This window comes from Dechloromonas aromatica RCB, from assembly GCF_000012425.1.
In genome coordinates, this window is sequence record NC_007298.1 from 82,501 (window position 1) to 108,634 (window position 26,134).

The window sequence follows — 26,134 nt, forward strand, 5'->3', positions numbered from 1 at the left end:
CTCCATCTCCCAGTTGCTGATTGTTGCGAGCGTGCCGATAGGGTGGGGAACGGCCGTCTCACCGACTTCGCTACCTTTTTCGATCAGACAGATGCCGAAGGGGCTGTTGATCTTCATGCAGGCGGCAGCCATGTCGAGGTAGCGTTGCTCGAAGATTTTCAGCGGCAGCATGCTGCCAGGGAAGAGTACCGTGCTGAGCGGGAAGAGGGGGATGCGCAGCGTTTCGACCGCATTGCCGGATGGGGAACGGATAAAGTCAAACCAGCCCATGTCAGCGCTCCTCGCCCCAGCGCTGCATCAACTTGTGCGCCACGCCGATCTGGTCGAGCGCGCGGGCGACAACGAAATCGACAATGTCCTGCACGCTCTGTGGGTGGTGATAGAAGCCGGGGCTGGGCGGCAGAATGACAGCCCCTGCTCGCGACAGGCGCAGCATGTTTTCGAGGTGGATGGCCGAGAAAGGCGTTTCCCGTGGCACGAGCACCAGTTTTCGGCCTTCTTTCATGACCACATCGGCAGCACGTTCGATCAGGTTGTCGGCCAAGCCCTGGGCGATCGCGGCCAGCGTTCCCATCGAACAGGGGCAAATGATCATGGCATCGGGGGGGTTGGAGCCCGAGGCAACCGGGGCGAACCACTCCTCGCGGCCAAAGACGGTCAGGTTTTCCGGGGAGATCGACGGAAAGCGGGCGAGCAGCGCACTTTTGGCATCGGCCGGGCGGGAGGGGAGTTCGAAATCCAGTTCCTGGCGGGCAACGATCTGTGACGCCTGCGAATAGAGCAGCTGTACCTTGCAGCCGGCGTTGAGCAGGCATTCGAGCAGGCGCAGGCCGTAGGGCATCCCGGAGGCACCGGTCAGGGCGAGGCAGATAGTCTTGGACATCAGGGCATTTCCGAAGGCGCGGGTTCAGCCAGCAGTTTAGCCGCGATCAGGCCGTTGATGGTACCGAACACCAGCGCGGCACCGGCAAAAACTGGCGTGAGCAGAAAGACACCGTCGTGTGGAATCAGCCACAGGCGGGCAAGCAGCAACTGGCCACCGATGTGCGCGAAGGCTGCGAGTATGGAGAGGCTGACCGGGCCAAACCAGCGTTGGGGCAAATGGCGGGCTAGCCCAAGGGCGAGCAGGCTGAGGATCGTGCCGGTTAGCGACAGGAAGAAGCCGGGCGCAAGGAAGTAGCCGAGTAGCAGGCTGCCGGCCAGTACGCGCAGGCCGCTGACCCAGACGGCGCTGGCCCAGCCATAGCGGGCGAGGACGACCAGCGTCACAATATTGGCCAACCCAGGCTTGACGCCGGGCAGCGGCGAGGGGATCGCGGCGTCGACCAGCGACAGACCGACGGCGGCTGTTGCCAGCCAGGCGACACGGCGGTCTTCGTCGCTCACCTTGAGCTCAATAACTGATCGAGTCATATACCTTGGTCCGGCCCATGATCTGGACACTAACCCGGTTGGGCGCGCAGATGGCGATTTCGCCGGGACGCATCAGCCAGCCCTGTTTGACGCAATACTGGCGTGGGCTGGGGTCGGAAACGATGCGGGCCCGCCCCGGCTCGACCGCAACCAGTGTGGTGCCCAGTGGTCCGCCCACCTCGAACTGCTTGCGGGCCTTGAGATCGATCTCGGCGAAAACCCGGCCTTCCTGGCGGATGATGGCACGGTCGGCCAGGCCGCCTTGCCAGAAGACGGGGATGCTGCTGCCGACCAGCGCGGCGCTGCCGAGGATGACCAGCCAGTCACCGGGCCGGAGCAGCGCCAGCCAAGACATCAGGTGCCGGCCAGGGTGCGGTGGCGAACCAGAACGCGGGCGCGGTTGGCAAATTCTCCGGCCAGCCATTCAGCGATGTACACCGAGCGGTGCTGGCCGCCGGTGCAGCCGATGGCGACGGTCAGGTAGTTGCGGTTATCGCGGATGTAGCAAGGCAGCCAGGTGTCGACAAAGCGGGCGATGTCGTCACGCATGCGGCAGACCTCGTCCTCGCCTTCGAGAAAATCGATGATTGGTTTGTCCTTGCCGTTGAATGGACGGAGCTCCGGATCATAGTGCGGATTGGGCAGGCAGCGGACATCGAAGACCAGGTCCGCATCGAGCGGAATGCCGTATTTGAAGCCGAAGGATTCGAACATCAGGGTCAGGCCCTGCCCGGGTTCGGCCTCGATGAATTGGCGGACCCATTCACGTAGCGCATTAGCCTTCATGCCGCTGGTATCGATCCGGTGACCGAGGTCCGAAATCGGATCGAGTAGCGCGCGTTCGGCCCGGATGGCTTCTTCCAGCGTCTGGCCTTTAGTAGCCAGCGGGTGCCGTCGACGGGATTCCGAATAACGCTTGAGCAGGGTTTCTTCGTGGGAGAAAAGGAACAGGAAGGTCAGGTTGATGCCCGACCTTTTTAACTTGTCGAGCTTGCCGGGGAGCAGATCGATACCGTGGCCGGATCGGGCATCGATGGCAACGGCTACTTTATGGACATGTTCTTCCTTCAGCATGCCGATGAGTACGGTCAGCATGACGACCGGCAGGTTGTCTACACAGTAATAGCCTGAATCTTCCAGAAGATTCAGGGCGACGGATTTGCCGGATCCGGACAGGCCACTAATCAGAATAAGTTCCATGAAGCGGAGCATAATCAACGCAGCGCATCGTATCAACCCACGGCATAATATAAAGAAAACAGGAGACGATCATGCCCCCGACCCCACCTTTGCTCGATCTGCCTTTTCTGGCCGAACTGACTGCCCTGCGGCGCGATATTCATGCCCATCCGGAACTGGCTTTTGACGAGAACCGGACGGCCGATATCGTGGCGCGCGAACTTCAGCGTTACGGCCTGGAAGTGCATCGCGGTATCGCCAAAACTGGCGTCGTCGGGGTGTTGCGAGCCGGTACTGCGCAGCGCATGATTGGCCTGCGCGCCGATATGGACGCGCTACCACTCGCCGAGTTGAACGAGTTCCCTCACCACTCGAAGCATGCCGGCAAGATGCACGCCTGTGGCCATGATGGCCATACGGCGACGCTGCTCGGCGCGGCGCGCTATCTGGCGGAAAAGCCCGATTTCGACGGCATCGCCGTGTTCATTTTCCAGCCGGCCGAGGAGTCGGAAGGCGGGGCGGCGGTCATGATCGAGGATGGCCTGTTTGAGCGCTTCCCGGTTGAGGCAGTGTTCGGTCTACACAACTGGCCAGGCATCCCGGTCGGTGAAATGATGGTTATGCCGGGGCCAGTGATGGCGGGAACCTGCGCTTTCGAGATTTTTGTGCGTGGCCATGGCTGCCATGCGGCCATGCCGCATCAGGGGGTCGATTCCATCGTCGCCGGAGCCCAATTGGTCCAGGCGCTTCAGACGGTGGTAGCGCGTACCCTGCATCCGTGCGAGTCTGCCGTGGTCAGCGTAACGCAGTTCCATGCCGGTGAGGCGTGGAATATCATTCCCGAGGAAGTGGTGCTGCGCGGTACGATTCGCACCTTCAAGCCGGAGGTTCAGGAAGCCGTCGAGCGGGCCATTGAGCGTCTGTGCAGCGGCATCGCAGCGGCCAACGGGGCGCAGATCAGTGTCCGCTTTGATCATCGCTACCCGCCGACGGTCAATAGCCTCGCCGAGGCGAAGTTCTGTCAGCAGGTGGCCGCCGAGGTTTTTGGGTCGGACAAGGTGCTGACCGACATCCTGCCGTCGATGGGCGCCGAGGATTTTGCCTACATGCTGAACGAAAAGCCCGGCTGCTACGTCTGGCTCGGCAATGGGCCGGGTACCGGCGGCTGCACGCTGCACAACCCGCACTACGATTTCAACGACGAACTGCTGACGCTCGGTACGAGCTACTGGGTAAATCTGGTTCGGCGCTGGCTACGCTGATTTTCGATTCGTGTGATTGCCGCTGGGCATGGTCGATAGTCGTCCCGACATGGTGTCATGATGCCTGAGGCTCATGGCGCGAAGAAAATACTGAAGCACGCTTAGACAAAATTTCATCTCTGCCTCCTGTGGCTGGTGACAATGAAATTGAGCAAGTTTCGTACCGTGTGACGTAGTACAGCACTCAAGCGTGATGTGCCGTAGCGAGGCCACTTCGGGACGCACCTTGGTGCCCGGATGTTTCAACCGGTCGTTTTGGGCACGATTTTGGTGCATTCTGAGCTTGTCCGCACCTTGAGGCGGCATCAGGCATGCCATGGCGACGGGGCCTGGTCATCAGAGGCTGGCAAGTTAGCCGCTCCCAAGCGTCTCAAGGCGGATGCTGAGCATCTGGAACGCTCCTTGCTAATTCTCATTAGAGAGGTGCGGATGAGTAAGGCATTCGCTTCTTTAATGGGCGGCTAGGGTTCCGGTTTCGTCGGAAATGTCTGGTCCAAGAGCTGCCGGTTCTGTCTGCCGTGGGTGATTGCCGCGGTGTGTCAGAGCTCCACGGAGGGATAAAAGCCCGGGAGGATCGCTTATCGAAGCGCCCTCTCGCGTCGCAACCCAACATGGAGACTGTCATGATCCTCGTTCCAAGCAACACCGTTCCGTCTTTCGCCGGGTGTGGCCATGCTTGACTCGCCCGTTGATGTCGATACCCGCTGGCAGCAGTTCGCGCCCGATCTTGATCCGGCGAAGCTGCTGTTTTCCGAGGTGATTCCCGGCGGCTGCCACTGGTCGTGGACCTTGCCGCGTGGCACGGCACTGCGCCTGACGGCACTGCAGCCCGGGGCCAACCTGTCGCTGGTGCTCTACGCCGCTCGCGAAAAGCTTGAGCGCTACAACATGCCCGATTCGCTGAAGGCCCAGCATACTGCCCACTACACCCGCGGCCATGTGCTGATGAGCGACATGGGGCGCTCAATGGCCTCAATCATCGGCGACAGTCTGGGTTGGCACGACCCGCTCGGCCTGCTGCTCGATGCCCGACGCCTGCACGAAAAATACGGCACTCATGATTACCAGAGCTTCCGTAATGGCATGTACCGCTCGGGTCGAGATGGCCTGCTGATCGAAATCGGCAAATATGGCCTGAGCCGCCGCGACCTGATCGCTCCGGTCAATTTCTTCTCCAAGGTGACGGTCGATGACGACGGCTGCTTCCATTTCGTGCCGCAACATGCGCCAGCCGGGGCATCGGTCGATCTGCGCCTGGACATGGACGTCATCGTTGCCGTCTCGGCTGCACCGCACCCGCTCGACCCGCGTTCCGAGTATGCCCCGTCACCCGTCGGGGTGGCTGTCTGGCGCAGCGGTGTGGCGCCGGCCGACGACTATTGCCGCGCCTTTCGTCCCGAGAATGCGCGTGCCCTGTACAACAGCGACCTGCAATACCTGGCTTGAGGAGATGACCATGACGACTACCGCCATCCGCGTCCGGGAAAGTGAGCTGCAAGCGGCCAATGCCATCCACGACGTCACCCTCCCTTCCGGCGAGCCCTGGCTGCACGAACTGAAGCGGGGTCAGACGCTGCGCATCGTCGATCTTGACGGCAATCAGGCCGCCGACGTGATTTTCTTCAACCGCCACGATACCGACGAGCACTACAGCGCGACCGAAACCATGCTGCGCCAGGGAGGCATCTACCTGACGACCGATTCGGTGCTCTATTCGAGCGATGGCAATCCGATGCTTAGCATCGTGGCCGATACCTGCGGCCGTCACGACACCCTTGGCGGAGCCTGCGCCGCCGAAAGCAATACCGTCCGCTACGCGCTGGCGAAGAAATTCATGCACAGCTGTCGCGACAACTACATGCTGTGCATCCAGGAGTCGGACAGCGGTCTCGGCAAGGCCGATCTGGTGCCCAACGTCAATTTCTTCATGAACGTGCCGGTGACCGGCGAAGGCGATCTGAAGTTCGACGATGGCGTGTCCGGCCCTGGCAAGTACGTCGAATTGCGCGCCGAAATGGACCTCTTGGTACTGGTTTCGAACTGCCCGCAACTGAACAACCCCTGTAACGCCTACAACCCGACGCCCGTGCAGTTCCTGATCTGGGACTGAAGCCGGCAACAGCTTCCGGGACGACCCGGAGGCAAAAGAATCCGGCGGGACGACCCGTCAAACGAGAGACGACAACATGTTCAGCAAAGTCCTTATCGCCAATCGTGGCGCCATCGCCTGCCGGATCATCCGTACCCTGAAAAAGCTGGGGATTGCCTCGGTCGCGGTCTATTCCGAGGCTGATGCCAATTCCTTGCATGTCACGCTGGCCGACGAGTCCGTATGTATCGGCCCGGCTCCGGCCGCGGAGAGCTACCTGAAGGCTGAGCGGATTCTTGAGGCAGCGCAGCAGACCGGGGCTCAGGCGATCCACCCTGGCTACGGCTTCCTGTCGGAGAACCCCGATTTTTCGGATGCCTGCGAGGCTGCCGGCATCGCTTTCATTGGCCCGACCAAGGCGCAGATGCTGGCTTTCGGCCTCAAGCACACGGCACGCGAACTGGCCGAGGCGGCTGGCGTTCCGCTGCTGCCGGGCAGCGGCCTGCTGAGCGATGTCGGCCACGCCCGCGGCGAGGCGGCGCGCATTGGCTATCCGGTGATGCTGAAGAGTACGGCGGGCGGCGGCGGGATCGGCATGCGCCTGATCTGGGCCGAGGATGAACTGGCCGAAGCCTTCGCCTCGGTTGACCGGCTGGCCCGGGCAAATTTCAAGGAAGCCGGCATCTATCTCGAAAAATATGTCGAATCGGCGCGGCACATCGAAGTGCAAGTGTTCGGCGACGGGGTGGGCAAGGTGCTCGCCCTCGGCGAGCGGGATTGTTCGGTGCAGCGCCGTAACCAGAAGGTGATCGAGGAAACGCCGGCTCCCGGCCTGAACGATGCCCAGCGCCAGGGTCTGGCCGAAACGGCGGTACGCCTGATGGCTTCGGTGTCCTACCGCTCGGCCGGGACGGTCGAGTTCGTGATGGATGCGGCGACCGGCGCCTTCTACTTCCTCGAGGTCAATACCCGCCTGCAGGTCGAACACGGCGTGACCGAAGAGGTGACCGGCGTCGATCTCGTTGCCTGGATGGTGCTGCTCGCGTCCGGTGACCTGCGATTGCCGGCCACGGCACCGAGGCCGCGGGGTGCGTCGATCCAGGTGCGCCTCTATGCCGAAGATCCGAACAAGAATTTCCAGCCTTCCTCCGGCCTGCTGACCGAGGTCACTTTTCCCGAGGGCGTGCGGGTCGAGACGGCGGTCAAGACCGGCTCCGAGGTGCCGCCGTATTACGACCCGATGGTCGCCAAGCTGATTGTTCATGCCGAAAGCCGCGAGGCTGCTGTCGACAAGCTGGCGGCAGCGCTGGCCGCGACGCGAGTCGCCGGCATCGAGACCAATCGCGAGTACCTGCGCCAGATTCTGGCCGGCAGTGTTTTCCGTGCCGGAGAACAGACGACGCGCTACCTCAATGCCTTCCATTACCAGCCGGCGAGCATCGATGTTCTGGAGCCCGGCGTCCAGACCTCGGTACAGGACTGGCCGGGTCGAGTCGGCTACTGGGATGTCGGCGTGCCGCCCTCAGGGCCGATGGATGACCTGGCCTTGCGGGCGGCCAACCGGCTGGTTGGGAATCCGGAGGGCATGGCCGGTCTGGAATGCACTATGACCGGCCCGACGCTCAAGTTCAATTGCCCGGTGGTGATTGCCCTGAGCGGGGCCGAAACTGCCGCGACCCTCGATGGCGAGCCGCTGGCCTTCTGGCAGGCGCATGCCGTCAAGGCCGGCAGTATCCTCAAGGTCGGCGCCATCCGCGATGCCGGTTGCCGCAGTTATCTGGCGGTGGCGGGCGGTATCGACGTTCCCGACTATCTGGGCAGCAAATCCACCTTTACGCTAGGCCAGTTTGGCGGCCACGGCGGACGCACGCTGCGGCTGGGCGATGTGCTGCACATCGAGGCGACAGAAACCTTGCCGATGGTCGAGCTGCCGGCCGAAATGGCGCCGGTCTATGAGCATCATTGGGAAATCGGGGTGCTCTACGGCCCGCACGGGGCACCGGATTTCTTCACCGATGGCGATATCGGAACCTTCTTCGCGACTGACTGGGAGGTGCATTACAACTCCAGCCGCACCGGCGTCCGGCTGATCGGTCCGAAACCGGCGTGGGCAAGGACTGACGGCGGCGAGGCCGGGCTGCATCCATCGAACATTCACGACAACGCCTACGCCATTGGTGCCATCGATTTCACCGGCGACATGCCGGTCATTCTCGGGCCGGATGGCCCCAGCCTCGGCGGCTTTGTCTGCCCGGCCGTGGTGGTTCAGGCGGAATTGTGGAAGCTCGGCCAGCTGCGGCCGGGCGATACGGTGCGTTTCCTGCCGATCAGTGCGGCCAGTGCTGCATGTCGTCTGAGCGAAGTCGATCAGGCCGTGGCCAGCCTGGCTGCGCCTTTGACGACGCGCTTGCCAAGCGCCGTGGCGGAGCTCGGCACGCCTGTCCTGGCCGAGTTGCCGGCGCTTGGCGACCGGCCGCGCGTGGTTTACCGTCAGGCCGGCGATGCCTATCTGCTGGTTGAGTACGGTCCGCTGGTGCTCGACATCGAGTTGCGCTTCCGGGTTCAGGCCCTGATGGACTGGCTGAAGGCCAATCCGCAGCCGGGCATCCTCGACCTGACACCTGGTATCCGCTCGCTGCAGGTGCATTTCGATGCCCGTCGTTGTGATCGGGCTGTGCTGCTTGCCATGCTGCTGGCGGCAGAACAGGCGCTGCCGGCGGTGGACGACATGGTCGTACCGAGCCGGACGGTGTGGCTGCCCCTGTCCTGGGACGACCCGGCGACCAAGCTGGCGATCGAAAAATACATGCAGTCGGTGCGCAAGGATGCGCCGTGGTGTCCCTCGAACATCGAATTTATCCGCCGTATCAATGGTCTCGAGTCGATCGAGCAGGTCTATGCTACGGTCTTCGAGGCCAGCTATCTGGTGCTCGGCCTTGGTGACGTTTACCTTGGTGCGCCGGTGGCGACGCCGGTCGATCCCCGGCATCGCCTGGTGACGACCAAGTACAACCCGGCCCGGACGTGGACGCCGGAAAACGCCGTCGGCATCGGTGGCGCCTACATGTGCGTCTATGGCATGGAAGGGCCCGGCGGCTACCAGTTCGTCGGCCGTACGGTACAGATGTGGAATCGCTGGAACCATGGGGCGCGGGGTACGGCGCAGTTCGCCCAGCCCTGGCTGCTGCGCTTCTTCGACCAGGTACGCTTCACGCCGGTCAGCGAACAGGAACTGGTGCGCTGGCGCCAGGACTTTCTGGCCGGCCGGGCCAGTGTTCGCATCGAGGAAGGCAGCTTCCGGTTGTCCGACTACCGTCAATTCCTGACCGATAACGCAGCTTCCATCGGCGATTTCAAAGCCCGGCAGCAGGCGGCTTTCGAGGCCGAGCGTGAGCGCTGGAAAGAGGCAGGGCAAGCGGAATACATCAGCGAGAGCGACATTGCTGCCGCCGGCACCGACAGCGAGCTCGACCTGCCTGAGGGCGCCAGCCTGGTGGTGAACCATGTTCCCGGCAATGTCTGGAAGATCCTGGTGACGCCCGGCCAGAGGGTCAAGGCGGGCGAACCGCTGGTCATTGTCGAGTCGATGAAGATGGAATTCACTGTCCCCGCCCCGGAGGACGGTGAAGTCCTGCAACTGCTTTGCCAGGAGGCCAGCCCGGTTGCCGCCGGTCAGGATCTGCTGGTTCTCAAGACCACCTGAGGAGAGATCATGATTCCCGCCCAACTCGATTTCGCCAGCCTGGCCGCCGCCTACCGGGCCGGCCTGAAACCGCGTGACCTGTTCCGCCACCTGTTGCGCCTTGCACAGGACGACACCCACCAAGCCTGGATCAGCCTGTTGCCTGAGGAGCGCCTGCTCGCCCTGGCCGATGCGCTGGAAGGCCGCGATCCGGCGACTTTGCCGCTTTATGGCATTCCCTTTGCCGTCAAGGACAACATTGATCTCGATGCAATGCCGACGACGGCCGGCTGTCCTGACTATGCCTACTTGCCAGGCGAAAGCGCCGTGGTCGTTGCCAAATTGATGGCGGCCGGGGCGATCCCCCTTGGCAAGACCAACCTCGACCAGTTCGCCACTGGCTTGAACGGCACGCGATCGCCTTTTGGCGCTTGCCGCAATGCCTTCGACCCGGCCTATATCTCTGGTGGTTCCAGTTCCGGTTCGGCGGTCGCGGTGGCGCTCGGCCAGGTCAGCTTCGCGCTGGGTACCGACACGGCCGGTTCTGGGCGGGTGCCGGCGGCTTTCAATAATCTGGTTGGCCTGAAACCGAGTTGCGGCCTGCTATCGTCGCGCGGAGTCGTGCCGGCCTGCCGTTCGCTCGATACGGTGTCGATCTTCACCCTGAGTGCCGGGGATGCGGCCAAGGTCTTTGCTGCCGCCGCCGGCTACGATGCCGCCGATCCCTTCAGCCGGCCGCTGCAGCCGCATGGCCGTGGCTTTCCGGCCGGCGATGCCTTCCGTTTTGGCGTGCCGCGGGACGATCAACTGGCCTTCTTCGGCGATACCATCAATCCCGCCCTGTTCGCGGCCGCCGTTGCCCGTCTGGAGCGACTTGGCGGGCAGCGCTGCGAGATCGATTTCGCGCCCTTCCTCGAAACGGCTCGTCTGCTCTACGGCGGCCCCTGGGTGGCCGAGCGCTATCACGCGATCAAGGATTTCATCGAGCGCCAGCCTGAATCACTCTTCCCGGTGACCCGCGAGATCACGCTGGCCGGCGGGCGGGCAACGGCGGTCGAGGCTTTCGCTGCCGCCTATCGACTGCGCGAACTGAAGCGAAGCTGCGATGCCGTGTGGTCCGATCTGGATCTGATCATCACGCCGACCGCCGGCTTCCACCCGACCATTGCTGCGGTCGAGGCCGACCCGATCCGCCTGAACAGTGATCTCGGCTACTACACCAATTTCATGAACCTGCTCGACTACTCGGCGGTGGCCGTGCCGGCTGCCTTCCGGCCGGACGGGCTACCCTTTGGCGTGACCCTGTTCGCCCCGGCGCATCAGGATATCCCGTTGCTCGAACTGGCGGCGCGCTGGCAGGCGGACAGCGCCCTGCCACTGGGCACCTCGGAGGGAACGGCAAAGGTGGCGGCCGGGCTGGATGTCGATCCGACGGCCGGTGGCCGCGTTCGTGTCGCTGTGTGCGGGGCACACCTGTCGGGGCTACCGCTCAACTGGCAGCTGACGCAGCGCGGGGGGCGCCTGATCTCGGTCTGCCGCTCGGCACCGGACTACTGTTTCTACGCACTGGCCGGCGGGCCGCCGTTGCGTCCGGGCATGGTCCGGGTCAATGAAGGCGGCAGCGCCATCGACATGGAGGTCTGGGAATTGCCGAGCGAGCGCTTCGGCGATTTCGTCGCCGGTATCCCGGCACCGCTGGGCATCGGCAAAGTACGCCTCGAAGACGGCAGTGAGGTCTGCGGCTTCATCTGCGAGGGGGCTGCCGTGGCCAGCGCCGAGGATATTACGGCCTTCGGTGGCTGGCGGGCCTGGCTGGCCAGCCGGAATTCCTGAGAGGGCGCGATGCCGCCGGCTGCCGGATGGTGCCGGCGGTGTGTCTAGCCCGGCTAGTTGGCCTGCTTCTATAAATCGCCCGGGGCCTGCAGCGGCGGAATGACGGCCGCCATCAACTGCAGCTGGCCGGTGATCACGCCGCGCTGGGTGATCAGTTCGTTGGCGATTTCCTGGATATCGTGGGCATGGCCCTGGACGAGGATCACTTCCATCACCTGGTCGTGGCTGAGGTGCACGTGCAGCGAACTGATCACTTCGTCGATGTACTTGAACTGGATGTCGGACAGGCCCTTTTGCAGACCGCGTGTCGAGCGGTCGTAGAGCAGGGTGATGGTGCCGACCATGACGTCGTTGCCCAGCTTGCGCTTGTGCTCGGCCAACTGGTAATGAACCATGTCAGCGATGGCCTGGGAGCGGCTGCCATAGCCGCGGCTCGCCACCATCGTGTCCAGCTCGTCGAGCAGGGCGGGGGGCAGCGAGATGCTGATGCGACTGACGGATGTATTCTTATCCTCATCGGCCATGGCAGGCTCCTGTGTGGGTGTGGCGGCTCAGAACATGTAGCTGTAGCGGTCGATTTCCCACTGGCTGACGGTCAGATGATACGCCTCCCATTCTTCGCTCTTGTAGCGGATGAACTCGTCACGCAACTCCTTGCCGAGGGTCTGCTCGACCAGCGGGTCGGCGGCGAAGGCGGCGACGGCCTCCTGCAGTGTCTGCGGCAGGAATTCGATGCCGCGGGCGTGGCGTTCGGCTTCGCTGATCGCATACAGGTTGTCCTCGTTCGGCTTGCCCGGATCGAGGCCTTCGCGGATGCCTTCGAGGCCGGCCGCCAGCACCAGCGTCGCCACCAGGTAGGGATTGACCGCGCCGTCGGCGTTGCGTGACTCGCAACGACCGCCACCGGACGGAATGCGGACCGAATTGGTGCGGTTGTTCGAGCCGTAGGAGTTGAATACCGGCGCCCACGAGAAATAGTTCATCGCGCCACGGCGGACCAGGCGCTTGTAGCTGTTGACCGTCGGCGCGAAGACCGCGCACAGTGCCCGACCATGCTTCAGGATGCCAGCGACGAAGTGGTAGCCGAGTTTGGTCAGGCCGATGCCGTTCGGGTCGTCCTTGGGATCGCAGGCAAACAGGTTGCGACCATCCTGCAGATCATAGAGCGACATGTTGAAATGCGCGCCGTTGCCGGTCTTGTCGGCGAAGGGCTTGGGCATCATCGTCGCCAGCAGACCTTCCTCGCGGGCATAGTGCTTGGCCATGTAGCGGAAGAAGGTCAGGCGGTCGCAGGTGGTCAGCGCGTCGGCGTACTGGAAGTCGAACTCGAACTGGCCGTTGGCGTCCTCGTGGTCGAAGGAATAGAGATCCCAGCCGAGATCGTTGATCGCCGTCGCCACCTTGTCGAGCCAGCTGAAATTGTTGGTGAAACCGCGCACGTCATAGCAGGCCTTGGCCAGCTTGTCTTCGGGGTCGGGTACGCTCAGGCTGCCATCGGCGTTCTGGCGGAGCAGGAAAATCTCGCATTCGATGCCGAGATTCATGCCGAAGCCCAGTTTGGCGGCTTCGGCCAGCTGGTTTTGCAGGGCAACACGCGTGTTCAGGGGGTAGGGCTTGCCCTGAAAATGATTGTCGGACGGAATCCAGGCGATTTTCGGTTCCCAGGGCAGCTGGATGAGCCGGGAAAAGTCCGGGATGGAGGTCAGTTCATCGTCGTTCGGCGCCTGGCCGAGGCCGTCGAGGGCATAACCGGTATAGCGTTCGGAGCCTTTGGCCATGTGCAGGAGATGGTGGATGGGCACCACCTTGGCCTTGGGCACGCCGTGGATGTCGACGTAGGCGCCGATGCAGTATTTGACGCCTTTGGCCTCCAGTTCCTGCTGCAGGCGGGCGAGATCTTCTTTGCTGTTCATGTTCGATCCTTGAGAGCGATGGGGGGCAGAGGTATTTCGTCAGGCCTGACTGAAATAGGAAAAATCGAGGGGAGGTGTTTCCTGGCAACCGCGCGCGATCAGTTCGGCCAGATCGTCGCTCAGCCAGGCGAACCATTGTTCGCCCTTGGCGGCCGTGGCGGCGCTTGGCTGACCGGTGACGCCGTTGCGGCTGGTCCGGTTGACCGGATGGGCGAAGACGCAGCAGCCGGTGCGGTCCGGATCGTCGGCTTCGGGCAGTTTTTCCGGGCGAACTCCCTCGGGGGCAATGGCCAGCATCAACGAGGTTTCTGCATCGTTGGCGTGCCAGTCGTCGCCGTCGGCGGCGTGGAATTCGCGGACGCGCTGGCTGAGGCTGGCGGTGTTGATGACCGCCACCATCAGGTCGTCGTGCTCGGCCCGCAGCATTTCGAGCGCGCAGCGCAGTGGTGCTGCGTTGGTCACATGGGCATTGACGATGAACAGCCGGCGAACGCCGCTGTGGTAGGCCCAATCGCCGATCTGTTTGACGAATTCAATCAGGACCACCGGTGTCACGGCGATGGTGCCCGGCCAGCGCCGGCTGTGGCCGAGCGAGCAGCCGTAGGGCAAGGGCGGCAGCATCGGCACGCCGGTCCGTTTGGCCACCGCGCGGCACAGTTGGTCGGCGATCACGGTGTCGACGCCGCAGCCGAGGTGGGGGCCGTGCTGCTCGGTGGCGCCGACCGGCAGGATGGCGGCGTGACCACAGGCGGCGAGGACATCAGGCAGTTCCTGCCAGGTCAGGTCGTTCCAGAGCATGGGTTTACTCGACGTTGTCAGTGACGTTGGTGAAGCGGATCATCGGGCCGGCCTCGGGGTTGTTTTCCTCGTCTTCGCCGGACTCGACCGGTGGGTGGATCAGGGCTTCGATGCGTGCCTTGGTCGCCCGGAACACCGGGCTGTCGAACTGCCCGGGAGTGCGCGGGCGGGGCACCGGCACCTCGATGATCTCCTGGACTTCGCCAGGGTGCGGCTTGAGAACGAGGATGCGGTCGGCGAGATAGACTGCTTCGTCGAGATCGTGGGTGATGAAGAGAATGGTGATGTCGAGGTTCTTCCAGATGTCGAGCAGGTGATGCTGCATCTTGGCCCGCGTCTGGGCGTCGAGGGCGCCGAATGGTTCGTCCATGAGCAGGATGCGCGGCTCATTGACCAGCGCCCGGGCAATTGCCACGCGTTGGCGCATGCCGCCCGAAAGCTGGTGCGGGTATGAATCGGCAAACTTGCTCAGGCCGACCAGGTCGAGCCACTGGCGCGCCTGGTTATCCGCGGTGTTGCGGGTGTGACCGCTCATTTCGGGGCCGAACATGACGTTTTCCTTGACGGTCAGCCAGGGAAACAGCGAATAGCCTTGGAAGACCATGCCGCGGTCGCGTCCGGGGCCGTTGACCGGCTTGCCATCGAGCAGGACATCGCCATCGCTGTGCTTGTCGAGACCGGCCAGAATGCGGATCAGCGTCGATTTGCCGCAGCCCGATGGTCCGATGACACAGACGAACTCACGGCGGTGGACCTTGAAGTCGATGCCGCGCAGGGCTTCCGTCTCGCCCTGGGGCGTTTGGTAGCGTTTGCTCAGCTGGCGCACCTCGAGAATCGTTTCGCGTTCGTAAATGCGCTGGAAGCGTTCGCGGACCTCGGCGGTCTGGTCGAGATAGCTGGGCAGGCTGCTGTTCTGGGGGGCGTTCATGGTCGTGTCCTCAGCCTTTTTCCCGGCCGCTATCCCAGGGGAAAAGCTTGCGGCCCAGGCGAGCGAGCAGCAGGTCGCTGCCGAAGCCGATGATGCCGATGATGATGATGGCGGCGTAAACGTTGTCGAAATGCTGGTAGCGCGCCTGTTGAGTGATGTACCAGGTGATGCCGCTGCTGGTGCCGATCAGTTCGGCGACGATCAGGTAGGTCCATGCCCAGCCGAGCAGGATGCGCTGGTCCTGGTAGAGGTTGGGCAGGATGCCGGGAACGACCACCCGGGCGATCAGGCGCCAGCCACGCGACCCGAGGGTGCGGGCAGCTTCGATCAGCGTCGCTTCGAGTTTGCGGGTGGTGTTGGCGATGATCAGCACCTGCTGGAAGAAGGTGCCGATGACGATGATTGCGATTTTCGGGCCGTCATAGATGCCGAGTACGGCGACAGCCAGCGCGCCGAAGGCCGGGGCGGGCAGATAGCGGAAGAATTCGATGAAGGGTTCGCTCAGGCGGCCGAGGCTGGCGTAGGTGCCAGCCAGGATGCCGAGCGGTACGCCGACGATCGACGAGATGACGAAGCCCCAGAAAATGATCTGGATGCTGTGCCACAGGCTTTCATGCAGCCAGGGTGCATTCTTTTGTTCGGGCGGCGAGGTGAAGCCGCTGTAGAAGGCCTTGGCCACTTCATGCGGCGCCGGCAGATAGATCGGGTTGGCTGGCGAGCCGCTGGGCAGGGGGAGGCCCTGTTGTGCCATGTCGGCCAGCTGGTCGGCAAAGTCGCTGCGGTCGACGCGCATGCCAGTTTGAAAGTAATCGACGCCGCCGGGTTCATCGATCAGGACTTGCGGGTGCCAGACGAACGGCAGGTAGCTGACCAGGCACCAGACCAGGATCGGCAGCAGGAATGAACCCACTGTCAGCAACGCCCGTCGTCGTTGTGGAGCATTAAGCCAGAGGGTGGGAGCGCTCATTGCTGTGCCGTCCTGGTGATGGATGCCGGCTTATTTGCCGTTGGTGAAGGAGGAATCCAGATAGCCGTCGATCTTCTCCGGGGCCTTGTAAACCTGGTTGGCCACGTTGAACGAGTCGACGATCTTGGTCGAGCCGTAGAGCGTCTTGAAGCCATCGCCCTTGACGTAGATCTTCTTGCCTTCTTCCAGGGAGAGCAGCTTGGTGCCCTTGAGCAGCGGCAGGTACTCGACCGGGCTGATGCCGGAGCGGGCGGCCATGATCTTCACGGCGTCGGGCTGGGTTTTCGGGTCCTCGATATAGGCGACAACCTTGTCCCAAACCTTGACCACCTTCTGCCAGTCGGCGCGGCGGGCCTTGACGCTGGCCGGGTTGGCGGCGAGCACGTCGTAAATCAGGCCGGCTTCGTCGGCCGAGGTATAGATCGGCTTCGAACCCGGTACAGCCTTCATGGCCTCACCGGATACCGGTTGCCAGGCGCCGATGGCGGCGATGTCCTTGGCGGTCAGCATCTGGGGCATTTCGTTGGTCTTGGCGTTGACCAGCGTGACGTCCGATTCCTTCATGCCGGCCTTCTTCAGACCATTGAGCAGCAGCAGGTGTTCGACCAGACCTTGCTCGACGGCGACCTTCTTGCCCTTGAGATCCTTGATCGACTTGATGCCCGGTTTGGCGACGATCATGTCGTTGCCGTTGGAGTAGTCGGTCAGCATCAGCATCACGCTCTTGGCACCACCAGCGCCAGTCACCAGTGCGTCGCCATTGGTCATCGTCACGGCGTCGATCTTCCCGGCGGCGAAGGCATCCATCGAGGCCGAATAGTCGAACCACTCAAATTTGACATCGACGCCCGCTTCCTTGAACCAGCCTTTGTCGATGGCAACCTGCCAGGCCACCCAGCCCGGCCAGTCGCTATAGCCAATTTTCAGGGGTTGGGCCGCCTGGGCGGTGAGGCTGAAGGCAGCAGCGACGGGTAGGACCAGTCGGGTTAGCCAGCGCCGGGTACGACTTGCGGACTTGAGGGTGTTCATCATGAGCTCCTGTCAAAGTTTGGTATTACGAAATTTCCATTGAGTAATACTGCCGCTTTTTACTGAGCATGATTGGTGCCAGTGGTTAGGTTCTGTCTAGTTCATTGATTTTCTGAGGATTATCTGTTGCTGCTTTCGTTGGTGGCACCTTGGGCCTTGCATTGATTTAGTGCAGCTGCACTTTTGGGGTGCAACGGACTGTTCCCGCCAGAATCTGTTTCTGCACCAAACAGAGAGGCACCGGTTCAGCGGGAAGGAAGCGCAGTTTTTACGCCCCCTATCCCTCGGACTGGACTGCACGCAAAAAAGGCTGGCGAAGGTGAACGTCGCAAGCCCTTGTGCGGGAAATTAAAGGATCGCTTAGAGCGTGAAGCGGGAAACATGCTGGGGCAGCGCTCCCGACATGTTCTCCAGGCGTCCGGCCTTGCTGGCGCCATCGATATCGTCGAACCGCGCCTTTCTCATGCCTCGCCAGGCCGATGTTTCCTTGCTGTTGATCAGTGCTTTGGCTTCATCGACATTCCCGGCGTTGACGGCGATCATGACCTCGGCCTGAGCTGTGGTCAGGGTTTTGGCCAGCGGGCCAAGGCGGGAGAGCGCGTCGCCAAACTCGTTGAGGGTGGTGGCGGAACGGGCAGCCGCATCACGTGCTGCGCAGGCCACTATTGGCCGCGACAACAGCCGAGATGAAGGCCGCCATGATCAGGGCGGTCCCCAGCAACAAGCGGTGACGGAAACTGATGGAAAACCCCTGGTTTAATTAAGGGCTTGATTGTGCTGGTCGGTTCTTGGCAAGCCAGCCGATTTAACCGGCGAGGATCATGCCGTCTTCAAGCCTAAGGGCGTTAACCAGTAGCAATTCGCGTTCGATCTTGGCGACCAGGGCGTCATCTGCCATGCTGAGAAAACGGGTATTGACGTCAACGGCGAAGGGCAGGGCGAGGACAAAGGCCGGAAAGTCGTTTTTCACGATCCGCCGTTTTTCCATCATGGCAAAGGCGACGATGACCTTGATGGCGTGCCAGGCCAGCTGTTCGATATTGTTCTGGAACTGGTTGAGGCGCCGGAAAGCGCGCTCGAATGCAGCATCAACGGTGGAGAACGGTCGGCCGTGACCGGGGATGACTGTGTCGATGGCCAGATGGGAAAGCATTTCCAGGGTCGCCTGGGTGCTAGCCAGGCCATCTGCTTCACCGAGCAGTTCCGGGAAAATGACGCCGAAGCCGTTTTCCCACAGCGCGTCGCCGGAGATCAGGATGCGCTGCTCCGGGTTGTAGTAGGCCAACGCTTCCATGTCGTGGCCGGGAACAGCCAGGGCCTGCCAGTTGAGGCCGCCCATCTCGATCTCGTTGTCGGGGCCGATCAGGCTGTCGTGCTGGAAGCGCGCATTCTGCTGGCCGAGCGGTGAGAGAAGCAGGGCATCTTCATCCCAGTCGGCAATCGCCGCGTGCAGCCCGGCTGGAACGATGATCTCGCAGTCGAAGGCGGCCTTCAGGGCCGCATTGCCGCCAATGTGGTCGGAATGGGAATGGGTGTTGATCAACCGGCTGAGTTGCCGGCCGGCCAGCGAGTGGCGGACCAGCTCGACGGTTTGCCCGGCATGGGTGACATAGCCGCTGTCGACCAGCGTCGCCTTCTCGCCATCGAAAAACAGGATGTTGTTGGCCGACAGCCAGCCACGTTCGAGAACCTGCATGCTGCCAGGGAGCTTGACGGTCATTCAGGTGTGTCCGGGTCACCATGCGTGCTGGGCACTGCCGTTGTGGCTTGGGTCAATTCGGCCACGATGCCGGGTTCGCCGAGCGGCGGGCGGCCGCAGCCGAGGCAGTAGCCGGAGTCGGGATCCGACATGCAGACGCCGACGCATTGATAGAGGTCTTCTTGTTCGCTAGTCATTTCGATTGCAGTCGCAGCGCAATTCGCTTTCACAGGGATCGTACTCCTGCCGGCGCCTGGCGACAGCGGCAAGGATGTTTATTTTTGCCGTGTCGTCGAGGCGCGACCAGACGGTAATTTCTTCAATGGTGCGCAAGCAGCCGCGACACAGGCCGTTGTTCGCCTCCATTTGGCAGACGTTGATGCAGGGCGAGGGAACCATCAGATGAGCATGAAACGGTGTTGTTGATCGCGCACCATCTCAACCGCTTCGAGGGCTTCGTCGCGGCTGATTCTGGCGAGCATGGCCAGATGCAGACGCCGGTCGCGGGCAGTAAGTTCCGGGAAGTTGATGGTGTGGGTGTTGATGTCCCCGGTCGGCGCATCCTTGACGATGCCCAGCCGGTCGACGGTAATGCTGACCGGAGTCAGGCGCAGGGCGGGTTCCGGCGATTGCAGATAGTCGGCCAGCGCTGCGAGCAGATGCTCTGGCATCATGGCTTCTGCACTGTGCCGCAGCTTGGCGTCGAGTTCGGCCAGATGTCGGGTGCCGACCTCGATCTCGTGGCCGCCCATCGCACTGCGGAAGGTGGTCAGATGCGCCCGTTCGATTGAAACATCGGTACGCAAGCCTTCGCGTTCGCGGCGGAGAACATCGAGGTGGGAATGAAAAGTATGCAGCAGGCTTTCGAGTGCCTTGCAGCGCAAGCCATGGAGCGTGGTTTCGAGTTGGCAGCTCGGCTCGATCAGCGTTTGCCCGGAGAAGTAAAGGACTAACTGCGGTACGTCGTTGCGAATGACCTCGCCCTGCTGTTCCATGCCGAGTTGCGTTTTCTGCTGACGGCGGGCAGCGAACATGGCGTAGAAATGATCGCTCTCCCAACTGCAGGGGGTGGCCAGAAAGTCGCGCACCGCCTGGCTGCGCCCAAGCATCTGGTCAATGTCATTGGCCGTGGCAAACAGCGCGTGGACCAGCGGGTCGTTGGCGAAAGCCTGTCGGTTGATGTCGATGGGGCCGGGCAAAGAGGCGACCAGGCCATCGCAATAGCCGAGCGCATGCTGAAGTGGTCCCTTCAAGTGTTTTTCAAAGCCCGGGGCCAGCTTGAGCAGCGGGTCGACGAGTTCGGCGACCCGGTCCAGTGCTTTCTGGACGGATGAATCCAGTGGCGGGTCAGGCTTGAGAAAATCGCTTACAGCAGAAAAAAGGCTCACTCGTTCCCGGTACAAAGGGCCCGGCCGGCCTTGGCTCCATTCGGGCGATTGATGGCGCTGGAAATCCAGTCGCCGATACCTGCCAGTTTAGCCAGATCGATGCCGGTTTCAATGCCCAGGCCGTGTAATAAATAAACGACGTCTTCGGTCGCCACATTGCCGGAGGCCCCTTTAGCGTAGGGGCAGCCGCCGAGGCCGGCGATGGAACTGTCGAAAACTGCCATGCCCATCTCCAGCGAAGCGTAGATGTTGGCGATGGCCATGCCGTAGGTATCGTGATAGTGCCCGGCCAGCTTGCTGATCGGGATATGTTTTGCACAGGCCTCGATCATGCGCTGGATGGTGGCCGGATTGCCAACACCGATGGTGTCGCCGAGCGAGACTTCGTAGCAGCCCATGTCGAACAGGATTTTCGCCACATCGGCGGCTTTGTGCGGATCGATCGCACCCTCGTAGGGGCAGCCGACAACGCAGGATACATAGCCGCGGACCGGGATTTCCAGTGCCGAAGCGGCTGAAACGACGGGTTCGAAGCGTTTCAGGCTCTCGGCGATCGAGCAATTGATGTTTTTTCGGGAAAAACTCTCCGATGCCGCACCAAAAATGGCGACTTCGTTGGCGCCGGCCTGTACGGCACCATCAAATCCCTGCAGATTTGGCGTCAAGGCTGTGTAAATGGTCGACGGGTTCCGCTTGATGCCCTGCATCACGGCAGCGTTGTCGCCCATCTGCGGCACCCACTTCGGCGATACGAAGGAGGTGGCCTCGATGACGCTCAGGCCGACATCGGCCAGTCGGTTGATCAGTTCGATCTTGATGTCGGTCGGGACGACCAGCTTTTCGTTCTGCAGTCCGTCACGCGGGCCGACTTCGACGATTTTGACTTTGGCGGGGAGGGACATGGCGAATGCTCGGCAGTGGATTTTGAGAGGTTTGGTTAAACAAAAGCAGGCGCTATTCGTTTTAAAGCAGCGGGATCAGGCTTCGCTAGCGCATCACCCAGCCGCCGCAAACCGGAAAGACCTGCCCGACAAAACAATTCGCCGAATCGCTGCACAGATAAGCCGCAAACTCGGCATCTTCATCGGCGCCGACCAGACGCCCGAGCGGAACCTCACGCTTCAGGCGCTCCTGGAAGCGCGGGTTGGCCTGAACTTCGGGCGGGAAATAAGTCGGGTTATCGACGAAATTCTGCGCAATGGCATTGACCTGAACGTTGTGCGGCGCGACTTCCACACCGACCGCCTGAACGTAGGCCAGCTGGGCGCCGCGTGCAGCGCTGTAGGTGGACGCACGCTTCATCCCGCGCAGGGCCGACGCGCTGCCCATCACCAGAATCTTGCCAGACCGCCGCTCTATCATGGCTGGCAGGGCCGCACGGAGCAATCGGGCCAGCGGATCGACGAGGATGGCGAAGGTGTCACGCCATTCCTCATCCGAGACTTCCGTGGCTGCTGTCGTCGGTGCCGGCATGGCCAGATTGGCGACCAGCGCATCAATCTGACCTGCTTGTGCGACCACGGTGGCCGGGGCATCAGGCGCAAGCAGAGCATCCGTATTGGCAATGACCGTTGCGCCATGCCGGGCAAATACCTCGCAGAGCACTGGCCCCATGAACATATCGGCCTGGGTAATGAGCACTCGCTTGCCGACTAGGCTTTGGTTGGACATCGCGGCTCCTGTAACGACAAGTGGATCAAGTGGTAAATGCTTGGCTGCCCCCGATGGTTTCGGTTGCCCATCTGCGGCAGCTGTGTCCCGAAGGTGATGGAGCTTGCTTCCAGGGTATGCAATCCGGTTTCTGCCTGTTGTTCGACTCGTTGCATCATGATTCGTTTGGTCGCGACGTGACGCCGGATGGAGGGGCTCAGCGCTGGGATGCGAAGGCAACCAGCGCCAGCAGCGGTATTGCGGCGAGGAACAGGACGCCGTCGACGGCGATGGTAATCGGCGTCAGCAGCAGCTTGGCCGGTTTCGCCCCGAGGGCTTTCTCTTCGGCGATGGAAACCTGGTATTCCTTTTGCAGCCTCTGGCTGGCGTCCGTGGGCTGGATGCCATTGGCCGCGTAGCGCTTGCCGGTAACGCTGCCGCTGGCGACCAGTTCGCCCGTGGGTAGCGCCTTGAAGCCGGCTGCCAAAGCCTTTTCCTTTTGTTCGGCCGGCGCATTCTTGTCGATGCGTAGCCGGTAAGTGCCGGTGATGCGCTGCGAGGTATCGACGACAAACCGGTCGAAGCCGACTTCAACGATCTTGCGGAAATCCGATTGCAGCGTCGCTTTGACCGTTTCCGGAGCATCGAAGATGTAATGGTACTTCTCGCCCACGACGACCAGCGCCTTGCCGTCACCGGAAACCAGAATCGATGACACGGTTTCGGCATAGACCGTACGGTCTGGGGTGGTCGCATCCTGGACGAGGGCGCTGGTGAAGCAGCCGGTCGCCATCGGGATCGCGGCCATGCCGCCGACAAGAATCAGTTTTCTGCGCAGATCGTTCATGGTCAGGCTGGCGAGAGAGGTCGGTAAGCGTGGGTCATTATGCCTCGCTTTCGAACTCGACCAGCGCGGCGCCGTCGGTCACCTGTTCGCCGGCCGCGTAGCAGAAGGCCTTGACGGTGCCGGCAGCCGGTGCCGTGATGGTGTGCTCCATCTTCATCGCTTCGAGGATCAGCAGTGGCGTGCCTTTTTCGACCTTCTGGCCGGGCTGGGCGAGCATCGCGACGACCTTGCCGGGCATCGGTGCGGTCAGGCCGCCACCATGGCTGTCGCCGGCATCGACGCGATGCAGCGGATCGTCGCGAAGCAACGTGAAGGTGGTGCCTTGCAGGAAGATGCTGCGCTTGTCGGCGACAGCCACGACGCTGGCGATCAGGCGGCGGTCGTCGAATTCGACGGCAAAGCGGTCGCCGTCGAGCTTCTTGCCGCGGGCCAGGGTGGTTTCGCCATTCAGCGTGATCTGCCACTGGTCGCGCTGATAGCGGACCTGGGTGTCGACCAGCGCTTCGCCATCCCGGAAGCTGATGGTGCGGGCTGAAGACAGGTTCATTCGCCAGCCGTCACGGGCATGCCACGGGGAATAGGGATCGCCGTTGGCTCTGGCGGCCTGCTTGGCCTCGTGCTGTTCCCAGAGCAGTTCGCCGACCGTGGCGACCAGTAGCACATCGCGTGGCACGGCTTGCGTTTCGGGGAAGAGGAATTCCTTCTGGCGCTCGATCAGGCCGGTATCGAGGTCCGCGCCAGCGAAGGCCGGGCAGGCGACAAGGCGAGACAGGAAATCGATATTGGTCGTGACGCCGGCCACCTGATAGTCGGCCAGCGCCTTGCGCATGCGGGCCAGCGCGGCGTCGCGATGCTCGTCCCAGACGATCAGCTTGGCGATCATCGGGTCGTAGAAGGGCGTGATCTCGTCGTCCTCTTCGACGCCGGTGTCGACGCGGACATTCAGCGATTCGGCCGGTGGGGCAAGGCGAACCAGCTTGCCGGTAGCGGGCAGGAAACCCTTGCTGGCGTCTTCGGCGTAGATACGTGCTTCCAGCGCATGGCCGCGAATCTGCAGTTGTTCCTGGCGCAGCGGCAGCGGCTCGCCCGAAGCGACGCGCAACTGCCATTCGACCAGATCCTGCCCGGTGATCATTTCGGTGACCGGGTGTTCGACCTGCAGGCGGGTGTTCATTTCCATGAAATAGAACGAGCCATCCTGGTTGGCAATGAACTCGACTGTACCGGCACCAACGTAACCGACCGCCTTGGCTGCGGCGACCGCGGCTTCGCCCATCTGGCGGCGGCGTTCTTCCGGCATACCCGGGGCTGGGGCTTCTTCCAACACCTTCTGGTGACGGCGCTGCACCGAGCAGTCGCGCTCAAACAGGTAAACACAGTTACCCAGCGTGTCGGCGAAGACCTGGATTTCGATGTGGCGCGGCTTGGTGATGTACTTCTCGATCAGCACATGGTCGTCGCCGAAGCTGGAAATCGCCTCGCGCTTGCAGGAGGCCAGCGCATCGGGGAAATCTTCCGATTTCTCGACCAGGCGCATGCCCTTGCCGCCACCGCCGGCGGCCGCCTTGATCAGCACCGGGTAGCCGATGGCGTCGGCTTCCTTGTGGAGCAGGGCGGGGGTTTGATCATCGCCGTGATAGCCCGGCGTCAGCGGCACGGCGGCACTGCCCATCAGTTTCTTGGCTTCTGACTTGGAGCCCATGGCGCGGATGGCCGAAGCCGGCGGGCCGATGAAGGCGATGCCGCTGGCAGCCAGCGCATCGGCAAAGTCGGCATTTTCGGACAGGAAGCCGTAACCCGGATGCACGGCCTGGGCACCAGTGCGCTTGCAGGCGTCGATGATCTTGTCGGCCACGAGGTAGGACTCGCGGGCAGCGGCCGGGCCGAGCAGCACAGCTTCGTCAGCGAGGCGGACGTGGCGGGCATTGGCATCGGCTTCGGAATAGACGGCGACGGTGCGGATGCCCATGCGGTGGGCGGTCTTGATGACGCGGCAGGCGATTTCCCCGCGGTTGGCGATCAGAATCTTGGTGAACATGGCTTATTCCCCAATCCAGTTGGGCTGACGTTTGTCGAGGAAGGCGGCGATGCCTTCGCGGGCTTCCGGCGTGGCGCGCAGGTGGGCGATGCGGTGGGCGGTGTCCTCGACCAGGTTGTCGTTGATCGGTCGGCTATCGACGGCGCGGATCAGGTCCTTGGCGGCAGCCTGGGCGAGCGGGCCGCCTTGCAGCAGCGTGGCGACGATTTCCTGAATCTTGGCATCCAGGTCTTCCGGGCTGACGGCTTCATGGACCAGCCCCAGCTCACGGGCACGGAAAGCGTCGATGCGCTCGGCCGACTGGAAGTAGCGGGTTGCCTGGCGGGCGCCGATGGCGCGCAACACGTAGGGCGAAATGGCCGAAGGGATGATGCCGAACTTGACCTCCGAGGTAGCGAAAACCGCTTTGCTCGAAGCGACAGCAATGTCGCAGGCGGCGGCCAGTCCCATCCCGCCGCCGAGGGCGGCGCCCTGGATGCGGGCGATGGTCGGTTTCTTCAATTCAGCCAGCGTGCGCAGCATCTTGGCCAGCGCCCGGGCATCGTTCAGGTTGTCGTCGAGACCATTGTTGGCGGCCCGTTTCATCCAGTTGAGGTCGGCCCCGGCCGAGAAGCTCTTGCCGCGACCGGCGAGGACGACGACGCGGACGTCGTCATCCTGATCCAGCGCGACGCAGGCGGCGGTCAGTTCGGCGATCAGGGTTTCGTCAAAGGCGTTGTGCAGGTCGGGCCGGTTCATCCAGATCGTGGCGACCGGGCCGTTCAGTTCGATTTCTAGTGCGGTGAACATGTCTCGCTCCAATTATTGTTGTCGTTGCCGGATCAGATCGGCCATCGGCTGGCCTTCCATTGCCGCGATCAGGCTGGCCTGATTGGTCGCCGGCTGGTTCTGGCTGACTTTCCATTTGCCGACCAGGCGGTCAATCGTGATTTCGATGCCAACGATGGCACCCAGCATTTTTTCGATGTAATCGGCTGGCGCATCGCTGACTGACCAGGGCTGCGGCAGGCTGGCTTCGTGGGCGGCGGTCAGGGCTGAAACCTGAGCCAGCACCCAGTCGGCATCGTCGATCAGGCGCAACTGGCCATAGGCATGGACCGCCGTGTAGTTCCAGGTCGGCACCACCTTGCCGTGCTCGGCCTTGGTCGCGTAGCCGGAAGGGCTGATATAACCCTCGGGTCCCTGGAAGATGACCAGGACTTCACCGTCGACGGCCGACGCCTTGGCCAGCGGATTGGCTCGGGCGATATGGCCTTGCAGGGTTCCGTTCGGGCTGGCGCCAGCATCCAGATGCAGCGGGATGTGATTGGCGTTCAGACCGTCCGGGCCATGACTGACCAGCGTGGCGAGCGGATACTCGCGCATCAGCGCGTGCAGGGTGCCAATGTCGGTTTCCGCGAAGTGCTTGGGCAGGTACAT

Annotated in this window: 27 protein-coding genes and 1 riboswitch (1 of these 28 cut by a window edge); of the genes, 5 read left to right on the forward strand and 22 right to left on the reverse strand. The window is 62.5% G+C overall.

Annotated features, from left to right (window positions below):
* The 5 genes in view from DARO_RS00375 to rapZ are tightly spaced (at most 1 nt apart) and all read right to left on the reverse strand, a layout consistent with a single transcriptional unit that may run on beyond the window.
* Window positions 1-270, reverse strand: partial view of an LON peptidase substrate-binding domain-containing protein gene (locus tag DARO_RS00375; protein WP_011285835.1) — the 5' portion only. Its footprint begins 363 nt before the window's first position; 270 of the gene's 633 nt are visible here — the first part of the coding sequence; its start codon is at window positions 268-270; its stop codon lies beyond the left edge, outside the window.
* Window position 271: 1 nt separating this feature from the next.
* Complete coding sequence (locus tag DARO_RS00380) at window positions 272-883, reverse strand: flavin prenyltransferase UbiX (RefSeq protein ID WP_011285836.1); 612 nt, start codon at window positions 881-883, stop codon at window positions 272-274.
* Complete coding sequence (locus DARO_RS00385) at window positions 883-1,413, reverse strand: Gx transporter family protein (protein ID WP_011285837.1); 531 nt, start codon at window positions 1,411-1,413, stop codon at window positions 883-885. The genes DARO_RS00380 and DARO_RS00385 overlap by 1 nt, the downstream gene beginning before the upstream one ends.
* A complete protein-coding gene (locus DARO_RS00390; RefSeq protein WP_011285838.1) occupies window positions 1,394-1,768 on the reverse strand; it encodes a NusG domain II-containing protein in 375 nt (124 codons plus the stop codon). Before DARO_RS00390 ends, DARO_RS00385 begins: the two co-directional genes overlap by 20 nt.
* Window positions 1,768-2,613, reverse strand: coding sequence for an RNase adapter RapZ (gene rapZ, locus DARO_RS00395; RefSeq protein ID WP_041224597.1), 846 nt, complete (start codon window positions 2,611-2,613; stop codon window positions 1,768-1,770). The genes DARO_RS00390 and rapZ overlap by 1 nt, the downstream gene beginning before the upstream one ends.
* A gap of 71 nt (window positions 2,614-2,684) precedes the next feature.
* Here rapZ and DARO_RS00400 point away from each other — a divergent pair, with 71 nt between their 5' ends.
* The 5 genes from DARO_RS00400 to atzF all read left to right on the forward strand — a co-directional run bounded on the left by DARO_RS00400 (window position 2,685) and on the right by atzF (window position 11,458).
* Window positions 2,685-3,854 (forward strand): amidohydrolase, encoded by a 1,170-nt coding sequence (locus DARO_RS00400; protein WP_011285840.1) that lies wholly within the window; start codon window positions 2,685-2,687, stop codon window positions 3,852-3,854.
* Between the two features lie 450 nt (window positions 3,855-4,304).
* Window positions 4,305-4,428: riboswitch (guanidine-I (ykkC/yxkD leader) on the forward strand.
* Window positions 4,429-4,526: 98 nt separating this feature from the next.
* Window positions 4,527-5,300, forward strand: a complete 774-nt coding sequence (locus tag DARO_RS00410; RefSeq protein WP_011285841.1) for an urea amidolyase associated protein UAAP1 — start codon at window positions 4,527-4,529, stop codon at window positions 5,298-5,300.
* Window positions 5,301-5,310: 10 nt separating this feature from the next.
* Complete coding sequence (locus tag DARO_RS00415) at window positions 5,311-5,964, forward strand: urea amidolyase associated protein UAAP2 (protein ID WP_083761461.1); 654 nt, start codon at window positions 5,311-5,313, stop codon at window positions 5,962-5,964.
* A gap of 76 nt (window positions 5,965-6,040) precedes the next feature.
* Window positions 6,041-9,646: an urea carboxylase gene (gene uca, locus DARO_RS00420; protein ID WP_011285843.1), complete on the forward strand. Its 3,606-nt coding sequence runs from the start codon at window positions 6,041-6,043 to the stop codon at window positions 9,644-9,646.
* A gap of 9 nt (window positions 9,647-9,655) precedes the next feature.
* Window positions 9,656-11,458 (forward strand): allophanate hydrolase, encoded by a 1,803-nt coding sequence (atzF, locus tag DARO_RS00425; RefSeq protein ID WP_011285844.1) that lies wholly within the window; start codon window positions 9,656-9,658, stop codon window positions 11,456-11,458.
* Window positions 11,459-11,526: 68 nt separating this feature from the next.
* Here the strand turns inward: atzF and nikR are convergent, their stop codons facing one another.
* The 17 genes from nikR to DARO_RS00510 form a co-directional block, all read right to left on the reverse strand.
* Entirely contained in the window at window positions 11,527-11,982 is a 456-nt protein-coding gene (nikR, locus tag DARO_RS00430; RefSeq protein ID WP_011285845.1) for a nickel-responsive transcriptional regulator NikR, read from the reverse strand.
* Window positions 11,983-12,009: 27 nt separating this feature from the next.
* Entirely contained in the window at window positions 12,010-13,371 is a 1,362-nt protein-coding gene (gene glnT, locus DARO_RS00435; protein WP_011285846.1) for a type III glutamate--ammonia ligase, read from the reverse strand.
* A 39-nt stretch (window positions 13,372-13,410) separates the two neighbouring features.
* Window positions 13,411-14,169 (reverse strand): creatininase family protein, encoded by a 759-nt coding sequence (locus tag DARO_RS00440; protein WP_011285847.1) that lies wholly within the window; start codon window positions 14,167-14,169, stop codon window positions 13,411-13,413.
* A gap of 4 nt (window positions 14,170-14,173) precedes the next feature.
* Entirely contained in the window at window positions 14,174-15,097 is a 924-nt protein-coding gene (locus tag DARO_RS00445; protein ID WP_011285848.1) for an ABC transporter ATP-binding protein, read from the reverse strand.
* A 10-nt stretch (window positions 15,098-15,107) separates the two neighbouring features.
* Entirely contained in the window at window positions 15,108-16,064 is a 957-nt protein-coding gene (locus DARO_RS00450; protein ID WP_011285849.1) for an ABC transporter permease, read from the reverse strand.
* 30 nt (window positions 16,065-16,094) lie between these two features.
* Complete coding sequence (locus tag DARO_RS00455) at window positions 16,095-17,093, reverse strand: ABC transporter substrate-binding protein (RefSeq protein WP_011285850.1); 999 nt, start codon at window positions 17,091-17,093, stop codon at window positions 16,095-16,097.
* 360 nt (window positions 17,094-17,453) lie between these two features.
* The gene (locus DARO_RS00460; protein ID WP_011285851.1) at window positions 17,454-17,756 is read right to left on the reverse strand and encodes a hypothetical protein; all 303 of its coding nucleotides are present in this window, start codon (window positions 17,754-17,756) and stop codon (window positions 17,454-17,456) included.
* Between the two features lie 142 nt (window positions 17,757-17,898).
* Entirely contained in the window at window positions 17,899-18,813 is a 915-nt protein-coding gene (locus tag DARO_RS00465) for an MBL fold metallo-hydrolase (protein WP_011285852.1), read from the reverse strand.
* Window positions 18,810-18,989, reverse strand: coding sequence for a DUF1289 domain-containing protein (locus tag DARO_RS00470; RefSeq protein ID WP_041224142.1), 180 nt, complete (start codon window positions 18,987-18,989; stop codon window positions 18,810-18,812). The genes DARO_RS00465 and DARO_RS00470 overlap by 4 nt, the downstream gene beginning before the upstream one ends.
* The gene (locus tag DARO_RS00475; protein ID WP_011285853.1) at window positions 18,982-19,191 is read right to left on the reverse strand and encodes a DUF1289 domain-containing protein; all 210 of its coding nucleotides are present in this window, start codon (window positions 19,189-19,191) and stop codon (window positions 18,982-18,984) included. Before DARO_RS00475 ends, DARO_RS00470 begins: the two co-directional genes overlap by 8 nt.
* Complete coding sequence (locus DARO_RS00480) at window positions 19,191-20,180, reverse strand: hypothetical protein (protein ID WP_011285854.1); 990 nt, start codon at window positions 20,178-20,180, stop codon at window positions 19,191-19,193. The genes DARO_RS00475 and DARO_RS00480 overlap by 1 nt, the downstream gene beginning before the upstream one ends.
* Window positions 20,177-21,082, reverse strand: a complete 906-nt coding sequence (locus DARO_RS00485; RefSeq protein WP_011285855.1) for a hydroxymethylglutaryl-CoA lyase — start codon at window positions 21,080-21,082, stop codon at window positions 20,177-20,179. Before DARO_RS00485 ends, DARO_RS00480 begins: the two co-directional genes overlap by 4 nt.
* An 85-nt stretch (window positions 21,083-21,167) precedes the next feature.
* Entirely contained in the window at window positions 21,168-21,851 is a 684-nt protein-coding gene (locus DARO_RS00490) for an SDR family oxidoreductase (RefSeq protein ID WP_011285856.1), read from the reverse strand.
* A gap of 196 nt (window positions 21,852-22,047) precedes the next feature.
* Window positions 22,048-22,677, reverse strand: a complete 630-nt coding sequence (locus DARO_RS00495; protein WP_011285857.1) for a hypothetical protein — start codon at window positions 22,675-22,677, stop codon at window positions 22,048-22,050.
* A gap of 37 nt (window positions 22,678-22,714) precedes the next feature.
* Window positions 22,715-24,715 carry an acetyl-CoA carboxylase biotin carboxylase subunit gene (locus DARO_RS00500; protein WP_011285858.1) on the reverse strand — a complete coding sequence of 667 codons (2,001 nt, stop codon included), beginning with the start codon at window positions 24,713-24,715 and terminating at the stop codon, window positions 22,715-22,717.
* A gap of 3 nt (window positions 24,716-24,718) precedes the next feature.
* Entirely contained in the window at window positions 24,719-25,504 is a 786-nt protein-coding gene (locus DARO_RS00505; protein ID WP_011285859.1) for an enoyl-CoA hydratase/isomerase family protein, read from the reverse strand.
* Window positions 25,505-25,516: 12 nt separating this feature from the next.
* A complete protein-coding gene (locus DARO_RS00510; RefSeq protein ID WP_011285860.1) occupies window positions 25,517-26,134 on the reverse strand; it encodes an FMN-binding negative transcriptional regulator in 618 nt (205 codons plus the stop codon).

Bases quoted from the DNA above. Each gene is read 5' to 3' on its own strand.
- DARO_RS00380 (WP_011285836.1), bottom strand. From the start codon at position 883: ATGTCCAAGACTATCTGCCTCGCCCTGACCGGTGCCTCCGGGATGCCC.
- DARO_RS00385 (WP_011285837.1), bottom strand. From the start codon at position 1,413: ATGACTCGATCAGTTATTGAGCTCAAGGTGAGCGACGAAGACCGCCGT.
- DARO_RS00390 (WP_011285838.1), bottom strand. From the start codon at position 1,768: ATGTCTTGGCTGGCGCTGCTCCGGCCCGGTGACTGGCTGGTCATCCTC.
- rapZ (WP_041224597.1), bottom strand. From the start codon at position 2,613: ATGGAACTTATTCTGATTAGTGGCCTGTCCGGATCCGGCAAATCCGTC.
- DARO_RS00400 (WP_011285840.1), top strand. From the start codon at position 2,685: ATGCCCCCGACCCCACCTTTGCTCGATCTGCCTTTTCTGGCCGAACTG.
- DARO_RS00410 (WP_011285841.1), top strand. From the start codon at position 4,527: ATGCTTGACTCGCCCGTTGATGTCGATACCCGCTGGCAGCAGTTCGCG.
- DARO_RS00415 (WP_083761461.1), top strand. From the start codon at position 5,311: ATGACGACTACCGCCATCCGCGTCCGGGAAAGTGAGCTGCAAGCGGCC.
- uca (WP_011285843.1), top strand. From the start codon at position 6,041: ATGTTCAGCAAAGTCCTTATCGCCAATCGTGGCGCCATCGCCTGCCGG.
- atzF (WP_011285844.1), top strand. From the start codon at position 9,656: ATGATTCCCGCCCAACTCGATTTCGCCAGCCTGGCCGCCGCCTACCGG.
- nikR (WP_011285845.1), bottom strand. From the start codon at position 11,982: ATGGCCGATGAGGATAAGAATACATCCGTCAGTCGCATCAGCATCTCG.
- glnT (WP_011285846.1), bottom strand. From the start codon at position 13,371: ATGAACAGCAAAGAAGATCTCGCCCGCCTGCAGCAGGAACTGGAGGCC.
- DARO_RS00440 (WP_011285847.1), bottom strand. From the start codon at position 14,169: ATGCTCTGGAACGACCTGACCTGGCAGGAACTGCCTGATGTCCTCGCC.
- DARO_RS00445 (WP_011285848.1), bottom strand. From the start codon at position 15,097: ATGAACGCCCCCCAGAACAGCAGCCTGCCCAGCTATCTCGACCAGACC.
- DARO_RS00450 (WP_011285849.1), bottom strand. From the start codon at position 16,064: ATGAGCGCTCCCACCCTCTGGCTTAATGCTCCACAACGACGACGGGCG.
- DARO_RS00455 (WP_011285850.1), bottom strand. From the start codon at position 17,093: ATGAACACCCTCAAGTCCGCAAGTCGTACCCGGCGCTGGCTAACCCGA.
- DARO_RS00465 (WP_011285852.1), bottom strand. From the start codon at position 18,813: ATGACCGTCAAGCTCCCTGGCAGCATGCAGGTTCTCGAACGTGGCTGG.
- DARO_RS00470 (WP_041224142.1), bottom strand. From the start codon at position 18,989: ATGACTAGCGAACAAGAAGACCTCTATCAATGCGTCGGCGTCTGCATG.
- DARO_RS00475 (WP_011285853.1), bottom strand. From the start codon at position 19,191: ATGGTTCCCTCGCCCTGCATCAACGTCTGCCAAATGGAGGCGAACAAC.
- DARO_RS00485 (WP_011285855.1), bottom strand. From the start codon at position 21,082: ATGTCCCTCCCCGCCAAAGTCAAAATCGTCGAAGTCGGCCCGCGTGAC.
- DARO_RS00490 (WP_011285856.1), bottom strand. From the start codon at position 21,851: ATGTCCAACCAAAGCCTAGTCGGCAAGCGAGTGCTCATTACCCAGGCC.
- DARO_RS00495 (WP_011285857.1), bottom strand. From the start codon at position 22,677: ATGAACGATCTGCGCAGAAAACTGATTCTTGTCGGCGGCATGGCCGCG.
- DARO_RS00500 (WP_011285858.1), bottom strand. From the start codon at position 24,715: ATGTTCACCAAGATTCTGATCGCCAACCGCGGGGAAATCGCCTGCCGC.
- DARO_RS00505 (WP_011285859.1), bottom strand. From the start codon at position 25,504: ATGTTCACCGCACTAGAAATCGAACTGAACGGCCCGGTCGCCACGATC.
- DARO_RS00510 (WP_011285860.1), bottom strand. From the start codon at position 26,134: ATGTACCTGCCCAAGCACTTCGCGGAAACCGACATTGGCACCCTGCAC.